At 46.2% G+C, this 22,761-nt stretch carries 22 protein-coding genes; 12 read left to right on the top strand and 10 right to left on the bottom strand.

The window, feature by feature from the left end:
• Positions 1-17: 17 nt before the first annotated feature.
• Together aceF and aceE are read right to left on the bottom strand one after the other, a co-directional pair.
• On the bottom strand, positions 18-1,334 hold the full coding sequence (gene aceF, locus H8K52_RS16125; protein WP_186923937.1) for a dihydrolipoyllysine-residue acetyltransferase: 1,317 nt from the start codon (positions 1,332-1,334) through the stop codon (positions 18-20).
• Positions 1,335-1,437: 103 nt separating this feature from the next.
• Positions 1,438-4,131, bottom strand: coding sequence for a pyruvate dehydrogenase (acetyl-transferring), homodimeric type (gene aceE, locus H8K52_RS16130; RefSeq protein ID WP_186923938.1), 2,694 nt, complete (start codon positions 4,129-4,131; stop codon positions 1,438-1,440).
• A 740-nt stretch (positions 4,132-4,871) separates the two neighbouring features.
• On the opposite strand from aceE, the gene folD reads away from it, so the two are divergent.
• The 5 genes from folD (at position 4,872) to H8K52_RS16155 (ending at position 9,407) form a co-directional block, all read left to right on the top strand.
• Positions 4,872-5,717 carry a bifunctional methylenetetrahydrofolate dehydrogenase/methenyltetrahydrofolate cyclohydrolase FolD gene (gene folD, locus H8K52_RS16135; protein ID WP_186923939.1) on the top strand — a complete coding sequence of 282 codons (846 nt, stop codon included), beginning with the start codon at positions 4,872-4,874 and terminating at the stop codon, positions 5,715-5,717.
• Positions 5,718-5,721: 4 nt separating this feature from the next.
• Positions 5,722-7,821: a M3 family metallopeptidase gene (locus H8K52_RS16140; RefSeq protein ID WP_425507549.1), complete on the top strand. Its 2,100-nt coding sequence runs from the start codon at positions 5,722-5,724 to the stop codon at positions 7,819-7,821.
• Between the two features lie 93 nt (positions 7,822-7,914).
• On the top strand, positions 7,915-8,484 hold the full coding sequence (locus H8K52_RS16145) for a glutaredoxin family protein (protein WP_186923940.1): 570 nt from the start codon (positions 7,915-7,917) through the stop codon (positions 8,482-8,484).
• Positions 8,485-8,493: 9 nt separating this feature from the next.
• A complete protein-coding gene (locus H8K52_RS16150) occupies positions 8,494-8,919 on the top strand; it encodes a DNA polymerase III subunit chi (RefSeq protein ID WP_186923941.1) in 426 nt (141 codons plus the stop codon).
• Entirely contained in the window at positions 8,916-9,407 is a 492-nt protein-coding gene (locus H8K52_RS16155) for a hypothetical protein (protein ID WP_186923942.1), read from the top strand. Before H8K52_RS16150 ends, H8K52_RS16155 begins: the two co-directional genes overlap by 4 nt.
• Before the next feature lie 8 nt (positions 9,408-9,415).
• On the opposite strand, the gene H8K52_RS16160 is transcribed toward H8K52_RS16155, so the two are convergent.
• Together H8K52_RS16160 and H8K52_RS16165 are read right to left on the bottom strand one after the other, a co-directional pair.
• On the bottom strand, positions 9,416-9,925 hold the full coding sequence (locus tag H8K52_RS16160) for an Lrp/AsnC family transcriptional regulator (protein WP_186923943.1): 510 nt from the start codon (positions 9,923-9,925) through the stop codon (positions 9,416-9,418).
• Positions 9,926-10,021: 96 nt separating this feature from the next.
• Positions 10,022-10,330: a c-type cytochrome gene (locus H8K52_RS16165; protein ID WP_186923944.1), complete on the bottom strand. Its 309-nt coding sequence runs from the start codon at positions 10,328-10,330 to the stop codon at positions 10,022-10,024.
• Positions 10,331-10,501: 171 nt separating this feature from the next.
• On the opposite strand from H8K52_RS16165, the gene H8K52_RS16170 reads away from it, so the two are divergent.
• From H8K52_RS16170 to H8K52_RS16190, 5 genes are all read left to right on the top strand, one after another.
• Positions 10,502-10,729: a TIGR04438 family Trp-rich protein gene (locus tag H8K52_RS16170; RefSeq protein ID WP_186923945.1), complete on the top strand. Its 228-nt coding sequence runs from the start codon at positions 10,502-10,504 to the stop codon at positions 10,727-10,729.
• 62 nt (positions 10,730-10,791) lie between these two features.
• Positions 10,792-11,685: a LysR family transcriptional regulator gene (locus tag H8K52_RS16175; protein WP_186923946.1), complete on the top strand. Its 894-nt coding sequence runs from the start codon at positions 10,792-10,794 to the stop codon at positions 11,683-11,685.
• 4 nt (positions 11,686-11,689) lie between these two features.
• Entirely contained in the window at positions 11,690-12,556 is an 867-nt protein-coding gene (gene lgt, locus H8K52_RS16180; RefSeq protein WP_186923947.1) for a prolipoprotein diacylglyceryl transferase, read from the top strand.
• A 24-nt stretch (positions 12,557-12,580) separates the two neighbouring features.
• A complete protein-coding gene (locus H8K52_RS16185; RefSeq protein ID WP_186923948.1) occupies positions 12,581-13,354 on the top strand; it encodes an enoyl-CoA hydratase/isomerase family protein in 774 nt (257 codons plus the stop codon).
• Between the two features lie 16 nt (positions 13,355-13,370).
• Positions 13,371-14,888, top strand: a complete 1,518-nt coding sequence (locus H8K52_RS16190) for a malonate--CoA ligase (RefSeq protein WP_186923949.1) — start codon at positions 13,371-13,373, stop codon at positions 14,886-14,888.
• Positions 14,889-14,916: 28 nt separating this feature from the next.
• Here the strand turns inward: H8K52_RS16190 and H8K52_RS16195 are convergent, their stop codons facing one another.
• Genes H8K52_RS16195 through H8K52_RS16205 form a run of 3 tightly spaced genes read right to left on the bottom strand, consistent with a single transcriptional unit; the run spans position 14,917 to position 18,969 of the window.
• Positions 14,917-15,375: an EVE domain-containing protein gene (locus H8K52_RS16195; RefSeq protein ID WP_186923950.1), complete on the bottom strand. Its 459-nt coding sequence runs from the start codon at positions 15,373-15,375 to the stop codon at positions 14,917-14,919.
• Between the two features lie 31 nt (positions 15,376-15,406).
• Entirely contained in the window at positions 15,407-17,236 is a 1,830-nt protein-coding gene (locus tag H8K52_RS16200; RefSeq protein WP_186923951.1) for a tetratricopeptide repeat protein, read from the bottom strand.
• A gap of 14 nt (positions 17,237-17,250) precedes the next feature.
• The gene (locus H8K52_RS16205; RefSeq protein ID WP_186923952.1) at positions 17,251-18,969 is read right to left on the bottom strand and encodes a molecular chaperone HscC; all 1,719 of its coding nucleotides are present in this window, start codon (positions 18,967-18,969) and stop codon (positions 17,251-17,253) included.
• A 405-nt stretch (positions 18,970-19,374) separates the two neighbouring features.
• Here H8K52_RS16205 and H8K52_RS16210 point away from each other — a divergent pair, with 405 nt between their 5' ends.
• A complete protein-coding gene (locus H8K52_RS16210) occupies positions 19,375-19,779 on the top strand; it encodes an MbcA/ParS/Xre antitoxin family protein (protein ID WP_186889895.1) in 405 nt (134 codons plus the stop codon).
• 54 nt (positions 19,780-19,833) lie between these two features.
• A complete protein-coding gene (locus H8K52_RS16215; protein WP_186923953.1) occupies positions 19,834-20,547 on the top strand; it encodes an RES family NAD+ phosphorylase in 714 nt (237 codons plus the stop codon).
• 208 nt (positions 20,548-20,755) lie between these two features.
• Here H8K52_RS16215 and H8K52_RS21630 read toward each other — a convergent pair whose 3' ends face one another.
• The 3 genes from H8K52_RS21630 to H8K52_RS16225 form a co-directional block, all read right to left on the bottom strand.
• Entirely contained in the window at positions 20,756-20,887 is a 132-nt protein-coding gene (locus H8K52_RS21630; RefSeq protein ID WP_281387964.1) for a hypothetical protein, read from the bottom strand.
• A gap of 10 nt (positions 20,888-20,897) precedes the next feature.
• The gene (locus H8K52_RS16220; protein ID WP_186923954.1) at positions 20,898-22,130 is read right to left on the bottom strand and encodes an MFS transporter; all 1,233 of its coding nucleotides are present in this window, start codon (positions 22,128-22,130) and stop codon (positions 20,898-20,900) included.
• A gap of 103 nt (positions 22,131-22,233) precedes the next feature.
• A complete protein-coding gene (locus H8K52_RS16225; protein WP_186923955.1) occupies positions 22,234-22,743 on the bottom strand; it encodes a peroxiredoxin family protein in 510 nt (169 codons plus the stop codon).
• Positions 22,744-22,761: the final 18 nt, after the last annotated feature.

Here is a 22,761-nt window from a genome sequence, read left to right on the forward strand (position 1 = left end):
CCCACCCTACGCTTTTCTTAAAGCATCGTCTTACGCAAATCAGCGAGAACATCCGCCAGATATGCAGTGAATTTTGCCGCCATCGCGCCATCAATCACGCGGTGATCATAGGACAAGGACAAAGGCAACATCAAACGCGGTACGAATTGTTTACCGTCCCACACTGGCTTCATTGAAGATTTAGACAGACCGAGAATGGCGACTTCAGGTGCATTGATGATCGGTGTAAAAGCAGTACCGCCAATGCCGCCCAGAGAAGAAATCGTGAAGGTCGCACCTTGCATGTCGGCAGGTTTCAATTTGCCGTCACGAGCCTGGGCGGATAACTCGCCCATTTCTGTAGCGATTTGTGACAAGGTTTTTTGATCGGCGTTTTTGATGACCGGCACCACCAAACCATTCGGCGTATCTGCCGCGAAACCGATGTTGTAATATTGCTTCAAAATCAGGTTTTCGCCTGTCGCATCCAGAGACGCATTAAAAGCTTTGAACTTCTTCAAAGCGGCTACGCTAGCTTTGATCACGAATGCCAACATCGTCAATTTCACACCAGATTTCGCCAAGGCATCGTTCGATGATTTACGGAAATCTTCGAGACCTGTGATATCCGCTTCGTCAAATTGCGTGACGTGTGGAATCATCACCCAGTTACGATGCAAATTCGGACCGCTGAGTTTTTTGATGCGGGACAATGGCAATAATTCAGTTGTGCCGAACTTACTGAAATCCAATGAAGGCCACGGCAAGAGATTCATACCTGAGCCACTACCGTTGGTGTTGGCTGCAGCAACTGGTGCATTGGCAGCGCCCGCCACCACACCCTTCACGTAATTTTGTACGTCTTGTTGAGTGATGCGACCTTTAGGTGCGGTGCCTGGTACTTTACTCAAATCGACACCGAGCTCACGTGCGAATTTGCGAATGGACGGTGAAGCGTGTGCTTTGCCTGCAGCTGCCGTGGCAACGCCTGCAATCGCTGGCGCCGCAACTGCTGGAACCGGAGCAACAACAGGGGCTGGGGCTGCAGCAGGCACTGAAGCCGGAGCCGCCGCAGGAGCTGGTGCGGCTGCAAGTGGAGCGGACGCTGCAGCAGCGCTATCGGCTTCAACAATCACGACCAAGGAACCCAAAGCAACTTTATCGCCCACTTTGACTTTAATTTCTTTCACGACACCCGCGTGGCTTGATGGAATTTCCATACTCGCCTTATCGGATTCCACAGTGATCAATGACTGATCAACTTTGATCGTATCGCCGACTTTTACCATCAACTCAATCACTTCAACTTCTTTGAAATCGCCGATATCCGGGACTTTGACTTCTACTGTACTCATAATGTTTGCTCCACTATTTCAGGTAGGGTGCGCCGTGCGCACCTCGGTTTGGTGCGCACGGCGCACCCTACTTTGCTATTCTTTAAAATCGCATCAACAATAATTACACAGTCACCGGATTAGGTTTATTCGGATTGATGCCATATTTCTCAATCGCTTGCGCCACAACAGAAGCAGAAATTGCACCTTCGTCCGCCAAAGTTTTCAATGCAGCGATCGCCACAAAATAGCGATTCACTTCAAAGAACTCACGCAATTTTGCACGACTATCAGAACGACCAAAACCATCAGTTCCCAAAACTTTATAGCTACGATCTTTAGGAATAAATGCACGGACTTGTTCTGCGTAAGTACGCATGTAATCGGTGGCAACCACGATAGGGCCCGCAGTATCTTTCAGGCATTCAGCAATGTAAGGAACGCGTGGCGTATCGGTTGGATGCAACATATTCCAACGCTCAGCGTCTTGACCATCACGCGCCAATAATGTGAAGGAAGGTGCGGACCAAATATCAGCCGCGATGCCCCAGTCGTTCATCAACAAATCAGCAGCAGCAATCACTTCACGCAGGATCGTACCTGAACCTAACAACTGCACGCGGTGTTTCGTTTGTGCTTCTGATTTCTTGAAGGAGTACAGACCTTTGATAATGCCCTCTTCTTGACCCGCTACCAAGCCTGGATGTGCGTAGTTCTCATTCATCACAGTGATGTAGTAGAACACGTCTTCTTGGTTAGTAACCATACGACGCAAACCATCATGAATGATGACTGCAACTTCATGCGCAAATGTCGGATCGTAAGGAACGCAGTTAGGAATCGTCGATGCCATCACATGGCTGTGACCATCTTCATGCTGCAAACCTTCGCCGTTCAATGTCGTACGACCGGCTGTTCCGCCGATCAAGAAACCACGTGCACGCATATCGGCTGCGGCCCAGGCCAAGTCACCGATACGTTGCAGACCGAACATGGAGTAGTAAGTGTAGAACGGCACCATCACGCGATTATTGGTCGAGTAGGAAGTCGCCGCAGCGATCCATGAACTCATACCACCGGCTTCATTGATACCTTCTTGCAAAATCTGACCGGCTTTATCTTCGCGGTAGTACATCACCTGATCTTTATCGACAGGCTCATACAATTGACCAACTTGACTGAAAATACCGATTTGGCGGAACAAACCTTCCATACCGAAAGTACGGGATTCGTCGACCATAATAGGCACAACGCGTTGACCGAGACTGCTATCACGCAGCAAGGATGTCAAAACACGCACATAAGACGCTGTCGTGGAAATTTCGCGGCCTTCTGCGGTTGGTTCCAACATTGCTTGGAACGCAGACAATGGCGGCACCGTCAGCATTTCATCAGCTTGTTGACGACGTTGTGGCAAGTAACCGCCAAGTGCTGCACGGCGCTCTTGCAGGTACTTCATTTCTGGCGTGTCGTCAGCAGGTTTGAAGAATGGGATTGCAGGTAAATGTTCGTCGGCGATCGGCAATTGGAAACGGTCGCGCAAAGCTTTAATTGCTTCATCATCCAATTTCTTCGTATTGTGCGCTGTATTACGCGCTTCACCGGATTTACCGAAGCCAAAACCTTTAATACTTTTCGCCAAAATAACTGTCGGTTGATCGACGCTTTCTTGTGCTACTTTAAATGCTGCGTAAATCTTATGTGGGTCATGACCACCACGAGTCAAACGCCAGATATCGTCATCTGACATGTGCGCTACCATCGCCAAAGTACGTGGATCTTTGCCGAAGAAATTAGCACGAACATAGGCACCATCCTTAGCTTTGTAATTCTGATATTCACCATCAACGGTTTCCATCATGATCTTACGCAAAGCACCTTCTTTATCCTTCGCCAACAACTCATCCCAGCCTGAGCCCCAGATCACTTTGACTACGTTCCAGCCAGCACCACGGAAATCTGACTCGAGTTCTTGAATAATCTTGCCGTTGCCGCGTACTGGGCCATCGAGACGTTGCAAATTGCAGTTAACCACCATCACCAAGTTATTCAACTTCTCACGGCCTGCCATACCAATTGCGCCCATGGATTCTGGCTCGTCCATTTCACCATCGCCACAGAAAGCCCAAACCTTACGCTTTTCAGTATCAGCGATACCGCGTGCATGTAAATACTTCAGGAAACGTGCTTGATAGATCGCCATCAGTGGACCAAGACCCATCGATACCGTTGGGAATTGCCAAAAATCTGGCATCAATTTTGGATGTGGGTAAGAAGACAAACCTTTACCATCAACTTCGCGACGGAAGTGAATCAACTGATCTTCGCTCAAGCGACCTTCAAGAAAAGCGCGAGCATAAATACCAGGAGATGAGTGACCTTGGATGTAAAGCAAATCACCGCCGTGCTCTGCTGTTGGCGCGTGCCAGAAATGATTAAAACCGATACCGAGCATATTCGCCAAAGACGCGAAACTAGACAAGTGACCGCCGAGGTCGCCATCAAGACGATTCGCTTTGACCACCATCGCCATCGCATTCCAACGCATATAAGAGCGCAGGCGTTCTTCGATTTCCAAATTGCCTGGGCAATGTGCGCCTTTATCAGCAGGAATCGTATTTACATAAGCTGTATTGCTAGAGAACGGGATATTCGCGCCACGACGACGCGCCAGATCCATCATGCGTTCCATCAAATAATGCGCGCGATCCGGACCTTCCGTATCGATCACTGACTCTAAAGCGTCGAGCCACTCATTGGTCTCGATCACATCAGGGTCATTCACGGCTTGCGCCAAAATTTGGTCTATTTGTGACATACGGTCTCCTCGTTAATTAATCTTAAATTCGCAATTGACATTCGTCATCTACATTAGCTGAATTCACCTGTATTCATTGCTACTTTTTCATTATTTTAGACGGCAGCATTTTTACATTGCTTCGTCACTTTGCGTCAATTTTCTAGCTTGTCTGAAATACGCCAAAAGCTCAATGAATTTTAGGTCTGAATTTTAAAACTGAAGCATTCTAACAGCAGTTTTCGCAAATTTCAAATTACGATATGTGATTTCATAATGTGATATTTGTGTCGCAGCGCAACATACGCAACCGCTGTCTTTTTACTATTTTTTTAGAAAATACGGCTCGATTTTTACTTGAGTCAATCGCGCATTGACAGCAAGAAAATTGACATAAGATTGACATTGCTGCAATCGATCACTGATAAAACACGTTCAAAAGAGGATCAAAACCGGGCATTTTTTGTATGCCGTTTTCTTGCGCGATAAAATTTGAATCTCGCACGCCACTGACAAGCACCCGCTTCCAAGCTTATTCCATATAAATTAATTAAAGACTGAAATACCGAAAGTAAAAGCTGAACCGTGAGCATTGCACTGGTTTTTCAGGCGATTGAACAGGTTTTTAGCTGCAATTCCGAATGAAAAAGCCCACCATCCTTTATAATCACGCCTTACCCTTTCTTTGCAATCTTGGCTCAACTGAAGTTAACTAGTAAGCAATTAACCTCATTCCCAGCCACTTTTCCGAGTCCAATATCATGACGGCACAAATCATTAGCGGCACCCAACTTTCTCAACAAATTCGTGAAGACGTCACAAAGCGCGCTGCTGCATTAACAGCACAGGGCAAACAACCTGGATTGGCCGTGATTTTGGTCGGTGAAAATCCCGCGTCTCAAGTGTATGTGCGTAACAAGGTCAAAGCTTGCGAAGATTGCGGCTTTTATTCCGTCCTCGAAAAATACGATGCCGACTTGAGCGAAGCGACTTTATTAGCGCACATAGAGCGCTTAAATAAAGACTCTAAGATCAACGGTATTTTGGTGCAATTGCCTTTGCCCGCACATATCAACGCCAACAAAGTAATCGAAGCGATTGCGGCTGAAAAAGACGTTGATGGTTTTCATATCAGCAACGCTGGCTTGCTGATGACAGGACAACCTTTATTCCGTCCTTGCACGCCATATGGCGTGATGAAGATGTTGGAGTCCATCGACTATCCAGTACGAGGCGCGAATGCCGTTGTCGTTGGTGCTTCTAATATTGTTGGTAAACCACAAGCGATGTTGCTCTTGCAAGCTGGCGCCACCGTCACCATATGTAATTCCAAGACACGTGATTTAGGTGCACATACCCGCAACGCCGACATCCTTGTTGTAGCTACTGGCAAACGTAATATTGTGACCGCAGACATGGTCAAACCGGGCGCTGTGGTACTCGATGTCGGCATGAACCGCGATGATGAAGGCAAATTGTGTGGTGATGTGGATTACGCGAATGTCAAAGAAGTGGCTAGCTACATTACGCCAGTACCAGGCGGCGTTGGTCCGATGACCATCACGATGTTATTAGTCAACACGATAGAAGCTGCCGAAAGAACTTAATAAGATGACCGACACGATGACTCCATTCACGATCCAACCGATGACCCAAGCAAATCCCCTGCTCGACTTCAGCGACCTGCCCCACTTTGACCAAATCACGCCGGAGCATGTGAGTCCAGCAATTGATGCGTTATTGACCGAGTGTCGTCAGGTTGTGACGCAATTGGAGGGCCCTATAGCGGACATTCATTGGGACAATTTTGTCACGCCGCTAGAGACGGTGACTGAACAACTTGGGCGCGCTTGGGGCATCGTTAGTCATCTTAATTCGGTACGCGACACCCCAGAACTGCGTGCGGTCTACAATGAAAACCAACCTAAGGTCACCGAGTTCTGGACCGAGCTAGGTCAAAATCTGCATTTATTTCAGCATTACAAAGAACTTAATGCGAGCCCCGACTATGCAAACTTAAGTCCTGCCCGCAAAAAAATCATCAGCAATGCCTTGCGCGATTTCAAACTTGGCGGCGCAGAGCTAGCAGACGACAAAAAGAAACGTTACGCTGAAGTACAAGAGAAGCTAGCTGCCCTGTCGACAAAATTCTCTGAAAATGTTTTAGATGCAACCAATGATTACAAATTACTGGTCACCGATGTTGCGGAATTAAAGGGTCTGCCAGAAGAGGTTCTGCAAGCTGCGCAAAACGCGGCAGAACAAGATGGCAAAACCGGTTACCAATTCAGTTTGCATTTCCCGTCGTATTTTCCGCTTTTACAATACGCCGAAAATCGCAGCGTGCGCGAAACCATTTATCGCGCCAATGCCACCAAGGCTTCTGAATTAGGTGGTCATCCTGAATGGGATAACACAAGCATCATCGACGAATTATTAAGCCTCCGCCAAGAAGAAGCTGAATTACTCGGGTACCAGAATTTCGCGGAAGTATCTTTGCTGCCCAAGATGGCTGAAAGCGCAACGCAGGTCGAAAGTTTCTTACTCGACTTAGCACTCAAAGCCAAACCATATGCAGAAAAAGATCTGGTCGAACTACGTCAATTCGCCCAAGAACAATTTGGCATCGCCGATTTACAGGCTTGGGACACGACCTTTGTTTCAGAAAAGTTACGTGAACAACGTTATGCATTTTCAGAACAAGAAGTGAAACAATTCTTCCCAGAACACAAAGTGGTCGCTGGCTTATTTAATGTCATCCAAACGCTATTCGCGGTTGATATCAAAACAGATAGCGCCGCGACTTGGCATCCCGACGTAAAGTTCTATCGCGTGGAACGCGAAGGCGAATTAGTCGGTCATTTTTATGTGGATCTATATGCACGCGCCGCCAAACAAGGTGGTGCATGGATGGATGACGCCCGCGCACGTTGTCGCAAGGCACACGGCATTCAAACGCCCGTGGTCTATTTAACCTGCAATTTCAATGCCCCGGTCGTTGTTGATGGCGTCACTAAACCCGCCACGTTCACCCACGATGAAGTGATCACGCTATTCCATGAATTTGGACATGGTCTGCATCAATTGCTGACAAAAGTCGAAGACATTTCCGTCTCTGGCATCTCGGGTGTCGAATGGGATGCCGTGGAATTGCCATCACAGTTTATGGAAAATTTCTGTTGGGAATGGGATGTATTACAGCAAATGACTGCGCATGTTGATAGCGGTGAACAGTTACCGCGCGTACTTTACGACAAAATGATCGCAGCCAAGAATTTCCAATCTGGTTTGCAAACATTGCGCCAAGTCGAGTTTGCTTTATTTGACATGCGCCTGCACAGTGCTAACCCTTCCACGACGAAACACAGCGTGGCAGAAACTCTGCAACAAGTGAGAGACCAAGTCGCCGCGATTCAACCGCCCGCATTTAATCGCTTCCAGCATTCGTTTAGTCATATTTTTGCAGGCGGATACGCCGCTGGTTATTTCAGTTATAAGTGGGCAGAAGTTTTATCGGCGGATGCCTACAGTGCATTTGAAGAAGCGGCAAAGAACGAAGGTAGTAGCTTGTCGCGTGGCGTCGGCAAGGCTTTTCAAACTGAGATTTTGGAAATGGGAGGCTCCCGCCCTGCACTCGATTCCTTTGTTGCATTTCGCGGCAGAAAGCCTGCCATTGATGCCTTATTGCGCCATAATGGTATGAATCAATAACATATTCTCTTGGAGATTAAAGACATGTTCGCCTCAATGCAAAAGACTCGAAGCTCACTTTTACTTTGCGCCCTCATATCTGGAATCGTTGGCATGTTTGTACAAATTGCACCTGCACAAGCGCAAATGCACAAATGGGTCGATGCCAATGGCAAGATTGTATACAGCGATACACCACCGCCAGCGAATGCAAAAAAACTCGGAACGAAAGCGATAGAAAGCAGCGCTAGTATTTCCAATGTGCGACTGCCATTCGAATTGGCAGCGGCGGTTGCCAAAAATCCCGTCACGATTTACACAGCAAAAAACTGCGTGGTCTGCAATGAAGCACGCAGTTTACTGAAACAAAGCGGCATTCCTTTTTTTGAAAAGACGATCGATTCGAAAGAAGATGTGGAAAAACTCAAACAAGTCAGTGGCGATACCAATATCCCTTTCATGTTGATCAACAAGTCAAAATTCTCAGGCTTCCAAGCGATTGACTGGCGCAATGCCTTAACTGCAGCCGGCTACCCAGAAACCAATATGCTTCCCAAAGAGTATCGCTATCCTGAGCCGGAACCTGCGGCACCACCGGTCCTTGATGCCTCTAAACCGGTTGATAACACACCCAAGCCAGCGCTTCGCCCGCAGTCGACATCGCCAACTGGCATTCGTTTTTGATCGTTTTCTATGACCAGAGTTGATTTCCACAGTCAGGTTCAAGACAAAATTAATTACAGTTGCCGTTTGATCCGTAAGGCACGCGTGGCGAATTGTCAGATCCTTATTCTCAGCGAGAATGCCGACCAAGCAGACGAGTTAGATCAAGCCCTTTGGCGTTTTTCGCCGGTCGATTTTTTGCCGCATGTGATGTTGAGCGATCCACTCTCCGCGCATACGCCGATAATCATCACCACGGATCTCAATGCACCTTTTCCGCATCACGATCTATTGATTAATCTCAGTCAACGATTTCCGGAAAATTTTAGCCAATTTAATCGCGTAATCGAAGTCGTTTCACAGCATGAGGATGATGCCAATTCAGGACGACAACGATTTCGCATGTATCAACAGCAAAGTATAAAACCTTCACATATTGTGGCGAGTACCTCATGAATACACAAATCGATGAAAGCATCCCAGTACTAACCGAAATCATCGCCTCGCCAGATGGCAATCTGACTAGCGCTAAAGTGAAGCCATCAGAACCACATTTCCCTTTATCATCGCCGAGTAGCGGCACGCCAACCATTTCTAACAAGCCTCTCAACGCAGCCATCGTCGCGGCACAAGAAGTGCTAGCACAGCCCGTGCTATTTGACAGCGAAACGGAAGATCAAAAAGCGGCAAGCATCAGCGCGGAAGATTGGAAAGCGTTAGAACTCACAGTGCGAGAAAACGTACTGCGTCAAGTTTTATCTCGCGTCGACTTTGTCCTCGAACACAGAGTCAGCGACAGCTTGGCAGAGGTGTTGCAAAATGCAGTAGATCGTTTGGCTGATGATATTCGTGCTGGGCTACGACACAGCATCGAAGAAGTGGTGACACGCGCAGTGACACAAGAATTAAGTAAGATCAAAAGTAGTCATCGTACTACATCATAAACCGTTAATTATCGGCCTACCCTGACATTCAACTCAGGGGCTTTTTCATCAAAGGCAATGCGAGTAGAAAACTTGGCGCGCTTCATTGGAAAACGTGAATGAAAATGCCTAACATTGCCTGAGCCTGAGATCGCCCGGCGCACAAACTGATAATATGCTTCCATGTCAACCACGTGGATTACCAGAAAATAGTCGATCTCTCCCGATACAAAATAGCACTGCATCACTTCAGGCTCATGATTCATGCATGCCTCGAAATCACGCATATGCTCATCTGATTGATTTTGCAAAGAAATTTCTAAAAAAGCCAACATACCAAAACCGAGAGAAAACGGATCCACCATGGCGACGTCGGCACTAATTACACCAGCATCACGCAAAGTCTTAATTCTTCGCAGACATGTCGGCTGTGAGATGTGTAATTTCTCAGCCAGCACTCGGGTCGGCGTTTGATTATCCTTTTGCAGCATATTGAGCAGCTTACGATCAACTTTATCGAGTGTGTGAAATTTAGGCATATTTAGGAAAAAATACGAAAAACATGAAGTGCTGAAGATCTAGCTTAAATAAAAAAAAGCCCGGTCTTCACCGAGCTTTCCATTGAGAATCAAAAATTATTTAACACTCAATATCCATTTAACCAATGTTTTCGCATCTGCCTCTGACACTTGAGCATTCGCTGGCATTGGAATTGCACCCCAAACACCACTACCGCCCTTCAACACTTTAGTCACCAAAATTGCTTCTGCTTTTTTATCACCAGCATACTTTTTCGCAACGTCCCTAAAAGCAGGACCGACCAACTTAGCATCAACGCTATGGCAAGCCATACAATTTTTAGATTTTGCCAAATCTGAATTTGCCATTGCAGAACCAGATACAACAATCGACAAACTAGCAGCCAACGTTAACAATGTTTTCATCAAGAATCTCCAGTTAAAAAATCAATCGTGGTATTTTACCGCTTTTTCCATGATACTGATGTGTCCAACGTGATTCAATTCTGCTTCGTTGACCACTACAGCAACTATTCCTATGATAAAGTTTTGTAGTCTTCCCATTTCAACATCTTTATCCAATCGCCTACCGATACTATGAAACTTCTGATCCTCGTTTTGCTCGCATATGGAATGAAATTACTTGAATTAAGCTTCATGGAGAATATCTCATGGTGGTGGATCAATGGCTTGGGACTGGCCGCTTTCTTATGGTTTGAATTTTTTGAACGCATGCTGGGTCTGGACAAACGTAAAGACGAAATGCTGCACGAAAAAATGCGCAAAGAAAGACTTAAACGTGATTTCAAAAATAACAGAAAATAAGACCAACATCAATCTGTTTCGATTTCATCAACCTCTAGCTGCTTTCATCTTTAACCGTCCTCATGCAAATCGAATTGCGGCAATTGCGCTACTTTGTCGCCGTTGCAGAAGAACTTCATTTTGGTCGTGCTGCACAAAAACTGCACATGACGCAACCACCGTTATCGCAAGCAATTCAAGGCTTGGAAGCAGAATTAGGCACGGCACTTTTTCATCGAACCACACGCCAAATTCAATTAAGCGCTGCCGGTCTAGTTTTATTACCAGAAGCCAAGCGCCTGCTGGCACAAGCCGAGTTGCTACCAGCGATGGCGCAGAGAGCTGCCGCTGGCGCGATAGGACAACTGCGTTTGGCGTTCGTCTCAATTGCCGATTACAGCATCTTACCTCCGGCATTACGCCGCTTTCGCCAGCACTATCATAGTGTCAAGATAGAATTACACGAGGCGACGAGTGATCGGCAACTTGATCTGCTAGAAAATGATGAGATCGATCTCGCTCTACTCATCCCGCCCATTCCAGATCGCCTAACTACTTTACTCAACTATCGTAAAATCCGCAGCGAAAATTTGATCTTGGCATTACCGGATGGTTTGGAAAGCCGACCCATGGCAGAACAATTAAGTACCTATAAAGATTTGCCATTAATACTTTTTCCGCGCAAAATTGCGCCTGCTTTACACGACACCATTTTGGGCTGCTTTCGTGAAGCTGGCTTAACGCCAGTGATCGCGCAAGAGGCGATACAAATGCAAACAATTATTGCCTTGGTATCTGCCAATATGGGAATGGCGCTAGTACCAGAATCGGTCGCCAATTTACAGCGTGCTGGTGTGCACTATCAAACGCTGGAATTATCACAGTCCATGCAGTATTGCGTTGAATTAGGGATCGCCTGGCGTCGAGATACCCATTCACCCGTTATTCAAGCTTTTTTAGACCTTTTAGAAGAATAAACTCATGTTGGATCATCCTAATTTTAATCCTGTCGCGCTCGATCTCGGCTTCTTCAAAATCCATTGGTACGGCATCATGTATCTGATCGCGTTCGCACAATTCATCTTATTAGGTCGTTTGCGCCTAAGGATGCCACACGTGGCAGCACTTGGTTGGACCAAGGAGCATATCGACGACATGCTTTTTTATGGCGTACTCGGCGTCATTATTGGTGGTCGCATGGGCGAAGTGATTTTTTATCAGCCTATGTATTTCCTACAAAATCCTTTAGAGATTTTTATGGTCTGGAAAGGCGGCATGTCCTTTCACGGTGGGTTTCTCGGTGTCTTAATTGCGATGTCCTTGTGGGCGCGCCACGCAAAAATGCCACTGGCGCATGTGTATGACTTTATCGCACCCTTAGTACCCCTTGGTTACGCGGCAGGCCGTTTCGGTAATTTCATCAACCACGAATTGCCAGGCCGCGCGGCGTCTGCCGAACTTCCTTGGTCTATGAATTGGCCAGGGATTGCCTACCCAGTTCATCCATCACCCCTTTATCAAATGTTGGTCGATGGTGTATTACTGTTTATCATCGTCTGGCTATTTGCTCGCAAAGCACGACCAGCACTGGCAGTCGGTGCAGTATTTGTGATGCTATATGGCTGCGCCCGCTTCTTTACTGAATACTTCCGCACACCGGATTATGAAGTGAATTTTATTGGCATGACGATCTCGGCTGGACAAATGCTGTCGTTGCCGATGATTTTAGTCGGCGCTTTATTGCTATGGTTAGCCTATGCGGGCAAATTCACCCCAGTACAAACATCACCTGCCCCGGCAAGCAAAACCAAGACATCGAGTTCAAAAACCAAAAAACAAAAAAAATAAACCCGTACAAGAGGAGACAGCCAGATGGACAATATTCGCTGCGAAATAGAAGGCAATATCGCCTTTGTTACAATATCCAATCCAGACCGACTCAATGCGCTAAATATGGCGATGTGGAATGCGCTGACCACGCACTTCACAACGCTGCATCAGAATGACGATCTACGTTGCATTATCATCCGCGGTGACGGCGGTAATTTTGCTGCTGGGGCTGATGTACAAGAATTTGCCACCGTACGCAATACACTAGCCGACGGTATGCGTTATCACAATCAAGTGATTGCAGCATCTTTAAAAGCGATCAGCGAATGCCAGCATCCGGTGATTGCCGCAATTGAAGGTGTGTGCGTGGGTGGAGGTCTAGAAATTGCGATTTCCTGTGATATTCGTATCGCCTCACCCGGCTCGCGTTTTGGCATTCCCATTAACAAACTAGGTTTCCCTTTAGCACCAAAAGAGCTGCAAAGCTTATTGGGCTTAGTGGGCAAAGCTGTTGCTTCTGAAATATTACTAGAAGGTCGCATACTAAATGCTATCGAAGCCAAGCAAAAAGGATTGGTGCAACGACTTTCTGACGATATTCCAGCTGAAGCACTCGAAACCGCACAAAGAATCGCGCTCGGCGCCCCACTAGCGGCTCGTTTGAATAAAAAATTTATTCGTCGCCTCAGCTTTGTACCAGAACGTCTCAACGATGAAGAACAACTTGAAGCCTTCTCGTTTCTACAAACCGAAGACTATCAAGAAGGCGTACTCGGCTTCTTAGCCAAAAAAGTTCCCGTTTTCACTGGTAAATAATAACGATGTTCTTGATATGAATGCCAATCTCTACGCTCTATTCGCAAGTCATTTTCCAGACGATCAATCACGCTGCTGCATAGAAACACACGATAGTCGATTTTACAGTTGGTCAGATATAGAACGCGCCAGCGCCATGCTGGCCAACCTGCTGTGTAGCCTAGAGCTAAGTGCCGATGCGCGGATTGCCGTGCAAGTGGAAAAATCCCCTGAAGCCTTGATTCTCTATCTGGCAACCCTACGCGCCGGCTATGTTTTCCTACCTTTAAATACAGCCTACCAACACGCAGAAATCAGCTATTTCATCCAAGATGCGGCACCCGAAGTCGTAGTGTGTTCGCCGCAAAATTTTGGTTGGGTTTCACAAATTGCGTTTCAAGCTGGTAGCAAGCATGTCTTCACCTTGGATGCGCCTGCGCAAGGAAATAATCGCGGCAGTCTGTTGGATAGAGCCAGCGCCATGTCAGATCAATTTGAGACTGTGCAAAGTCAAACCAATGATTTAGCGGCGATTTTGTACACATCGGGCACAACGGGGCGCAGTAAAGGTGCAATGCTCACGCACGAAAATTTGTCCTCAAATGCGCTCGTATTAAGAGAAGCATGGGGATGGTGCGAGGGAGATGTCTTGCTACACGCCCTGCCCTTATTTCATGTTCATGGCTTATTTGTCGCATCGCATGGTGCCTTGCTAAACGGTAGCAAAATGATTTTTCTGCCGAAGTTCGATGCAGATCAAGTCCTCCACTATTTGCCGCAATCAACGGTGATGATGGGCGTCCCAACCTACTATGTGAGGCTGCTGCAAGATGCGCGCTTAGACCAAGCACTGTGTAGCAAAATGCGTTTGTTTATTTCCGGCTCAGCACCATTATTGACCGACACTTTCAATGACTTTCAACAACGCACGGGTCATACGATTTTGGAACGCTATGGTATGAGCGAGACGACCATGTTGACTTCCAACCCTTATGTTGGTGAGCGCAAAGGCGGCACGGTGGGTCTAGCGCTTTCCGGAGTCAGCGTGCGTGTGGTGAACTCGCAAGGAGAAATATGCAGCGCCAGCGACATCGGTGACATCCAAGTCAAAGGTCCGAATGTATTTAACGGCTATTGGAACATGCCAGAAAAAACCGCCGAAGAATTTACCGAAGATGGCTACTTCCGCACGGGCGATGTTGGCAAGTTTGATCAAGATGGCTATTTGAGTATCGTTGGACGCAGCAAAGATTTGATTATCTCCGGTGGCTACAACGTCTACCCAAAAGAAATCGAAAGCGTCATCGACGACATGCCAGAAGTGGCTGAGTCTGCCGTCATCGGTTTAGCCCACCCCGACTTTGGCGAAGCCGTTTGTGCAGTGATTGTGCTAAAACAGCATGCGCAATTAGATGCGTCAATGCTCATCACTCGTCTAAAATCACAAATTGCTAATTTCAAAGTGCCTAAGCAAGTTTTTTTTGTGAGCGAGCTGCCGAGAAATACCATGGGTAAAGTGCAAAAAAATAGTCTCAGGCAGCAGTTCCAAAATTAATTTTAAGACGCCTCACAAAAACCAAACATCACGCCTTATCCAAAAGTTTCAGTACGGCCGTCCATTCCGATGCAGTCACGGGAGTAATCGACAGACGACTCCCTTTCTGCAACACCACCATAGTCGCTAAATCCTCATTAGCCCGCATTTCTGCGAGACTCAACACTCGCGTTTTGCGAATCGCCTTCACATCCACCAACATCCAGCGCGGATTTTCTGGCGTCGATTTTGGATCGTAATAATGACTCTTCGCATCAAACTGCGTCGCATCGGGATACGGTGTGCTAGCGACCTCCGCAATGCCAACCACACCGGGTTCATCGCAGCTAGAGTGATAAAACAAAACCCCATCACCCAGCTGCATTTGATCACGCATAAAATTACGCGCTTGATAATTACGCACACCAAACCAAGGCGTAGCACCAAGACGCAAAGCGTCATCGATACTGACTTCGCTGGGTTCTGATTTCATTAGCCAGTATTTCATTTGATCACCTCAATTTAGCCTAGATTCAAATCTAAACATTACAGCCATAGCGATTTAACTTTACGCACACTCGATTCAATGCTTCATTTGCTTCCAAATGTCCCAGAGTTTGGGCATTGCGATACCAATTCGCTGCCATTTCAAGATCCTGTGTAACTCCATATTTAGCAAACTCAAATACTTCTGCATAAAGAAATTGAGATTTTGGATCACCGTTCTCCGCCACTATCTTTAGCCAATCTAAACCTTTCTGCAGATTCACTTTCTTTCCAAACTTACCTTCAAGATAAACTGAAGACAAAGTACCTTGGGCTAAATGATTTCCTTTCATTGCGGCTGATTCATACAATTCAAATGCCTCTCTATGATTCACTGGAACTCCGTCACCGCGTTCGTACTTGATTGCTAAATTATATATCGCAGCAGCATTGCCAAACTCTGCGGATCGTCGATACCAATACAAAGCTTTCGTCACATCTTTTTCGACACCAATGCCTTCATCAAAATGAAGTGCAACAGCAAGCCAAGCTTCGGGCATTCCAGCCTCTGCGGCTCCAAACCAGAGCCTATGTGCAGAAGCAGGATCGTAATGCTTTGATTTCTCATTCTGGTAAATTCGAGCCAATCCAATATCACCTTCTAAGGATCCATTATCTGAAGCCAGCTTAAAGTATCGAAGTGCTTCATCTTCATTTTTGCTAAAGCCGTCCTTACCTTCGAGAAATCGGATCGCTTGAATAACCAAATTAGCCGACGACGCATCTGTCGATATGATTTGCGTGTTCGAACTATCTTTTGATGGATGAGTGCCCGAAGAGTCTAACATTATGATACCAATCGACATCACCAAAACAAAAATACAAAAAGCGATTGCGGCCGACCAATCGTTATTTTCGAAAAAATTATTGAGAGCTTTTCGACTCAACTTCGGCGGCTGGAAAAACTTATACTCCTCAGCCCGTTTATGCCAAGTTTGCAAATTCTCATACTTCGTCACCATCGCCAACCAAGTCGGATAATTGCTCAACATCTCATCGATAAAATAAATATTCTCACGCAAAAATTGTTTGGTTGGTGGCGCATCATTTCTAGCGAGGCGTATCAAGCCAACTTGTCGGTTGGTGCGTGCCTCTTCTTGCAAATTGAATGCACTCATTTCATCGACAGCTCGATCAAGGTAATACCCAAAGTCGTGAAATCTCAATATTCTATGTTTGTCTTGATGCCAGCCAAAACACTTGACTGCAGCACCAAACAAATCGCCATTGCCCGTCTGCCAGCCTTGCGCTAAGCGCTCGGCGATCAGCCATTCAAACAAATCACGGATTTCAACATTAATCAAACGCTCATCATCGAGATACATGCGCAACAAAAACTCCGTCTGACCGACTTCTTCTGCTTTCTCACCAAGATGATGGAGAAACTCCATGAAAATATTGCGGGCAATATCGATTGCATAAACGACCTGCTCTTCTCCATTTTCTACAGCACTGGAAGTTGGCTCTTGCGAAACATGCTCCGTCGATGCTACGTTCTTCGAGTCTACGTAAGTATCAGCAATGACATCATCCTCCTTAGAGGTGGCGACATTCGACTCGCTGTTCACATGAGCAGAAGTAGAGTCCAAATCCGTCGATTGCTCACCCTCTGCATTCTGCTCCGCAACATACTGTTCGCGCCAATCTTTACTGCGCGCCCAAGCTAAGGCACGTTCATAATCCTCACGCAGACTCTGAAATCCTTCGAGATCATTGTCCTGATCAATTTGTTTTAATGCCTTGGCATAGGCGCGTTTTATCGTGCGTTCATCGGCGTCTTGATCAATCTGATGATCAATAAAAAAAGAAGGTATATCAAACATATTGCGATCTTTGATTATTCAGTAAAATCGGGATGCAGCACGACATCTTGTTCAATTTGATCAAGCGCTTCGGAAAATTGCTTTTGCGCCGGTGTAATCAGCTTAGGATTTTGTGTTTCGATCACGCGTTCAAACTCCGCAATCTGATGACTCAGCCAATCACGTGCCTCGCCTTTCAATTGTTGATACACGCGATCTGCACGCGCCAACAAAGTTCGAACTTCGAGCGCATCACGTGGATGCATTTTCAATTTTTCCAATTCAACCAGACGCTTAGCGATCTCATCCTCGGTGAGTAAACCGGGATTACCTTGAATGAGCATCTTTTGCACTTGTTGCGTGCGAATAACGGTTGCCTGCACTTCCAACAAGCCATTTACATCATAAGTGAAGCGTACATCGACACCGTTTTGATCGCGTGGTAAAGGCTCCAAATTTATTTCCAATGAGCCCAATAAAATATTATCTTTAACGAGGCGTGATTCGCCTTGGTAAATATCAAGCTGCAATAACTTTTGATTGTCTTCAATCGGATAATATTGCGCTACGCGACTGATAGGCACTGTACTATTTCTCTCTATGATCGGTGAAAAGTGTCCACTAACATTTTTGTTATTCGCCAAACGCATTGCCACTTCCACACCTAAAGAATACGGCGCAACATCCGTCATCACCACTTCATCAAGTGCAGCATCTTTCATCTTTAAACCAGCCTGAACCGCAGCGCCCATCGCCACCACTTCATCAGGATTAATCTCGCTGGCAGGAAAACGTCCGAACATCAAAGTCACCAAACGCTTCACAATCGGCATACGAGTTGCGCCACCAGCCAACACAATACTGTCGAGCTGATTACTGCGTCGATTGGTATCACGTAATGCACGTTCGACTGGTTCACGGAGACGCTTGATCAGTGGCGCAGCTAATTTCGACAAGCTTTCTTCATCAAATTCAAGTTCCAGAAGTGCATCCGTGGTCTGCACTTCCATCTTGGCTTTTTCTTCGGAGGAGAGATCGCGTTTCGCCTTCTCTGCGGCCGCGAACAGTTGTTGCATAAAGCGAGGATCGTTACGTACTTTGGTCGGAAATGCGTGCTTTTCAATAAAGGCATCGACCATGATCTTAGTGATGTCTTCACCACCCAAATAATTATCCCCAGCAGAGGCCCGCACTTCCATCACGCCATCGAACATCTCCAAAATCGAGACATCAAACGTGCCACCGCCCAAATCAAAAACCAGAAAGCGACATTCGTCTTTGAACTCATGCATGCCATAAGCCAAAGCGGCTGCGGTTGGTTCATTCACCAAGCGCTCGACTTTTAAACCAGCGAGTTGTCCCGCAGTGCGCGTCGCTTTACGTTGCGCATCAGAAAAATACGCGGGAACCGTGATCACCGCTTCTGTGACAGTTTCACCTAAAAAAGCCTCGGCATCTGCCTTTAAACTTTTGAGAACAAAAGACGACAACTCTTCCGCACGAAACTCGCGCTTGCCTAATTTGATTTTTTTGTCGCTCCCCATATAGCGTTTGAACACAGCTGCGGTCAATTCAGGGTGCGTTTGTAAGCGCTCTTTCGCGGCGCGTCCAACCAAAATACTGCCATCTTCATCGACACTCACACAAGACGGCGTCAAGGTATCGCCCAGACTATTGGGTATCAATTGCGACTTCCCATCCCGCCAGATCGCTACCAAGCTATTGGTCGTACCCAAATCAATGCCGATTATCATGCTGCCTACCTTTATTCTGAGCAAAAAAATAAGTGCACACTATCTTTCGCTGCAGATATTGTGCACTTGCTATTCACGTGTTGACGAATTTGAAGCATTGTAAAAGGATTCAGATTGCTTGACAATTTTTACATATCACGACGAGGGACATTTGCATGTTTAGCAGGCTTACTTTTTTCACGAATAATTTCCTAGCGATGGGATGTTTTTACCAGATCAAAGCAACATGACTCAATTCGAAAGATCTAGGCTAATCCAAAACATGAATGAAGAACAAGAAATCAATTCACTCATACAAATTCGTTCTTTTTAAAACAAAATTTGTTTTCATTAAAACGAAATGCTATAGTTCCACATCAATTCCTTTTTGGTATTTTGATCCTCTTTCGAATCAGGAGTACATCAATGTCAACCTTACTACGCCATCCAGAACCGCACATTCCCGCCTCCGAAGATCGTGGCGCTTTGGCAAAGATGGTGATGACGCTAATGGATCACTGGCAATTATCAACCGAAGATCAAGCGGCTTTGTTGGGCATTGCTGCTAGTAATCGCGCGACTCTGACGCGTTATCGTAAAGGGGAAGCGATAGGCACTAATCGTGATCAATATGAACGAGTCGGTCATCTGCTCGGCATTCACAAAAATTTGCGACTTCTCTTCCCACAAAACCGTGAGCTGGCTTATTGCTGGATGACGACCCGTAATCGTGCTTTCGATAATCTGTCGCCAGTACAGGTTGTGCGGGAATGGGGATTTACTGGGCTGTTGATGGTGCGCTCTTATCTTGATCGTGCTCGTGGCGTTTAGTTTTTTCGTCCGTCGCCACTGCATTTCATCGACACCATCTAACTCTCTCCGCACATGCAATCTCTATTTTCCAAAGTCAAACTGCAAGATGTTCATGAAAACGTCTTTCGGAATATCGTCTCCCTCCAAGTTTCACAAGACCTGTTCGACGACTTAAGTGATAGCCCAGAAGATTGGGCATTGGCGCAAAAAGTCGAGGATGAAGTAAAGCCACCGACATTCGTATCCGCCACACCGATCATCCACCGACCATTCGAAGACGCACATTGGTTTAATGCAATCACCTGGCCTTTTCAACATTGGCAGGCAAGTCGTTATTCTGATGGGCAATTTGGCGTTTGGTACGGTGCCGAATCGATAGCAACCACCGCATATGAAACAGCTTATCACTGGTATTTCGGCTTATTGGCGGACGCGGGTTTTCAAGAGAAGGATGTGCGAGTGGAACGCAAGGTTTACACCGTCGCTTGCGATGCAGCGCTACTCGATTTACGCCCTTTCCACAAAAGCCAAGCTGGACTGATGCACAAGACTGACTATAGCTACACCCAAGCGATAGGCACGCGATTACATCGTGAAGGACATCCGGGATTAATCACACACTCAGTGCGCAATCCATCCGGTCATTGCTATGTGATCTTGAATCCAAATGTGTTATCTCATCCGCACCACTGCTGTCACTTATCTTATCGCCTTGATGGCGATGTCATTTATGTTGAAAAAAAGGTGGGGGATAACTGGTTGAAGATTGCGATTTCTGGTTTGTGACAAATCTTTTATTAGTCAAAGTTAAGTATCAAAAACCAGACCTACCGTGACTCTGTAAGTGTAAGCAAAACAGAGAGACAGTTTTCCATCCCAACTTCACTGTCGATAAATGCAAAGCGAGGTGATTTGCAACTTCGATCAATATTGAGTTCTTGATGGATTCACATTCATTGCACAACAATCAGATTTACGTCCGCCAAAATATCATTTAACAAAACACATAGCGATTCGCCAAATCAACAACGAACTCCGGCTGCAGATACGCAAAAAAAACCAGCGCAAAAATCGCTGCGATCGCAAACACGATCAGAAATTGACGAGTTGTAGAAGTGAATTTCATCTTAAAGTCATTAGACAGCAAGCGGCAATTTCGCATCGCGCTGTATCGCTGCTTCATTGATAGGCAAATTAATCAAAGTGGCAAAGATTCCCAAGCCAATCACAATCAACCAGACCGCATCATAATTCCCATTTTTGGTGTACATATAACCGCCCAACCACGCTCCGATAAAGCTGCCTAACTGGTGTGAGAAGAAAACGAAACCCGATAGCATGGACAAATATTTCAAACCAAAAATTCCAGCAATCACACCATTGGTCAGCGGTACCGTGGACAGCCACAAAACACCCATTGCTGCGGCGAACACATACACGCTGTAGCTACTCAAAGGTGCCAAAACAAATAAAGCGATCACGATGCTACGGCTGAGATAAATGCTGGACAACAGATAACGTTTAGGGAATAAGCCGCCTAATCTGCCTGCACCATAAGAGCCAAAAATATTAAATAAACCAATCAATGACAAAGCAATGACGGCGACACTAGGATCAACGATACCTTTGTCTTTCAAATACGCTGGCATATTCATACCGATAAATACCAATTGAAATCCGCACACAAAATAACCCGCTAACAACAGTAAAAATGGTTTGTGGGCAAATGCCTCGCGTACGGCTTCCATCGTGCTTTGTTGAGGGCCTGTATCAGCCTCACGCGGTGGCTCGCGTAATTTCCATGCCATGGGCAGCATGACAATCAACATCAAAGCTGCCAATACATAAAGTGCGTTTTGCCAACCAGCATGTTGGATCAATTGCTGATCGACTGGCATCATGAAAAACTGACCGAACGAACTCGCCGCGGATGACATACCAAAAGCCCAAGAACGCTTGGCTTCGGGTGCGGTGCGACCGATTAGACCACTGACTGCACCAAAGGTCGTACATGCCAATGCCGCACCGATCAACACACCAGAGCCGGCGATGAAAGCAAATGGATGCTTGACTAGCGCCATCCAAACCAAGCCTAACGCGAACAAAATCGCACCCAACACAATTACTTTTGCCGTACCCAATTTGTCTGCGGCCATGCCTGCAAACGGCCCAAATACACCCCACATTAAATTCTGAATCGCAATCGCCATTGAAAAAGTTTCACGAGTCCATTGGTGTTCTAGTGAAATTGGTTGCAACCAAAATCCAAAGCCGTGACGTACGCCCATTGATAGAGTAAGTACAAAACCTGTCGCTAACAGGACGGTCGTTAAGTCTGGTGCGAGACGGGGGCGAATTGACGTGGTCATCGAATACTTTCATGTCAAAACCAAATCGCAAGATATTGGCTTTGCGTTAAACGGAAACGACGATTATAGTGAAAAACTCAGTTTCGCTCCCGGCAGCGCCAATTTATGACAAAGATAGCCACAAATTATCCCAATCCTCCCCCTGAAAAGCGCCCTCGCGTTTGAACACTAATTGATGCTGCTTATTGAGGACAAAGTGAGTTGGCGTAGTGTTGATTATGCCAAAATTGTCTTTATGGGCAGGATCGTTACGCCAGACACTGGGAAACCGTTGTGATTTGGGATAAGCCAGAGTCGTGACTTCATTATATTCATCGAGCTCTTTTTTATTTTTATCGATATTCACACCGAGCAGGATGAATTTTTTATTGCTGTTACCGACATAAAACTCGCGCATCAGTTTCAAGTCATTGGTACAAACCGGGCAATCAAAAGTAAAAAAACTGACCAATACTGTCTTACCCGCATAATCTTTCAATTGGACTTTTTTGCCACTAACGTCCGTACCTAGTAGGTTATAAGACAGAGCTTTACCCTCGTTCGCTGCCAGCACGCTGCCAGATAAAGCCAGACTAGACACTGCCACTGACTGTAAAAAATCTCTTCTGTTCATGATGACCTTCCTTTGTGG

The sequence above is a fragment of the Affinundibacterium seohonense genome, assembly GCF_014284305.1.
Lineage (GTDB): Bacteria > Pseudomonadota > Gammaproteobacteria > Burkholderiales > Burkholderiaceae_D > Undibacterium > Undibacterium seohonense.

Excerpts from the sequence above, each read along its gene's own strand:
- aceF (WP_186923937.1), bottom strand. The coding sequence starts at position 1,334 with ATGAGTACAGTAGAAGTCAAAGTCCCGGATATCGGCGATTTCAAAGAA.
- aceE (WP_186923938.1), bottom strand. The coding sequence starts at position 4,131 with ATGTCACAAATAGACCAAATTTTGGCGCAAGCCGTGAATGACCCTGAT.
- folD (WP_186923939.1), top strand. The coding sequence starts at position 4,872 with ATGACGGCACAAATCATTAGCGGCACCCAACTTTCTCAACAAATTCGT.
- H8K52_RS16140 (WP_425507549.1), top strand. The coding sequence starts at position 5,722 with ATGACCGACACGATGACTCCATTCACGATCCAACCGATGACCCAAGCA.
- H8K52_RS16145 (WP_186923940.1), top strand. The coding sequence starts at position 7,915 with ATGTTTGTACAAATTGCACCTGCACAAGCGCAAATGCACAAATGGGTC.
- H8K52_RS16150 (WP_186923941.1), top strand. The coding sequence starts at position 8,494 with ATGACCAGAGTTGATTTCCACAGTCAGGTTCAAGACAAAATTAATTAC.
- H8K52_RS16155 (WP_186923942.1), top strand. The coding sequence starts at position 8,916 with ATGAATACACAAATCGATGAAAGCATCCCAGTACTAACCGAAATCATC.
- H8K52_RS16160 (WP_186923943.1), bottom strand. The coding sequence starts at position 9,925 with ATGCCTAAATTTCACACACTCGATAAAGTTGATCGTAAGCTGCTCAAT.
- H8K52_RS16165 (WP_186923944.1), bottom strand. The coding sequence starts at position 10,330 with ATGAAAACATTGTTAACGTTGGCTGCTAGTTTGTCGATTGTTGTATCT.
- H8K52_RS16170 (WP_186923945.1), top strand. The coding sequence starts at position 10,502 with ATGAAACTTCTGATCCTCGTTTTGCTCGCATATGGAATGAAATTACTT.
- H8K52_RS16175 (WP_186923946.1), top strand. The coding sequence starts at position 10,792 with ATGCAAATCGAATTGCGGCAATTGCGCTACTTTGTCGCCGTTGCAGAA.
- lgt (WP_186923947.1), top strand. The coding sequence starts at position 11,690 with ATGTTGGATCATCCTAATTTTAATCCTGTCGCGCTCGATCTCGGCTTC.
- H8K52_RS16185 (WP_186923948.1), top strand. The coding sequence starts at position 12,581 with ATGGACAATATTCGCTGCGAAATAGAAGGCAATATCGCCTTTGTTACA.
- H8K52_RS16190 (WP_186923949.1), top strand. The coding sequence starts at position 13,371 with ATGAATGCCAATCTCTACGCTCTATTCGCAAGTCATTTTCCAGACGAT.
- H8K52_RS16195 (WP_186923950.1), bottom strand. The coding sequence starts at position 15,375 with ATGAAATACTGGCTAATGAAATCAGAACCCAGCGAAGTCAGTATCGAT.
- H8K52_RS16200 (WP_186923951.1), bottom strand. The coding sequence starts at position 17,236 with ATGTTTGATATACCTTCTTTTTTTATTGATCATCAGATTGATCAAGAC.
- H8K52_RS16205 (WP_186923952.1), bottom strand. The coding sequence starts at position 18,969 with ATGATAATCGGCATTGATTTGGGTACGACCAATAGCTTGGTAGCGATC.
- H8K52_RS16210 (WP_186889895.1), top strand. The coding sequence starts at position 19,375 with ATGTCAACCTTACTACGCCATCCAGAACCGCACATTCCCGCCTCCGAA.
- H8K52_RS16215 (WP_186923953.1), top strand. The coding sequence starts at position 19,834 with ATGCAATCTCTATTTTCCAAAGTCAAACTGCAAGATGTTCATGAAAAC.
- H8K52_RS21630 (WP_281387964.1), bottom strand. The coding sequence starts at position 20,887 with ATGAAATTCACTTCTACAACTCGTCAATTTCTGATCGTGTTTGCGATC.
- H8K52_RS16220 (WP_186923954.1), bottom strand. The coding sequence starts at position 22,130 with ATGACCACGTCAATTCGCCCCCGTCTCGCACCAGACTTAACGACCGTC.
- H8K52_RS16225 (WP_186923955.1), bottom strand. The coding sequence starts at position 22,743 with ATGAACAGAAGAGATTTTTTACAGTCAGTGGCAGTGTCTAGTCTGGCT.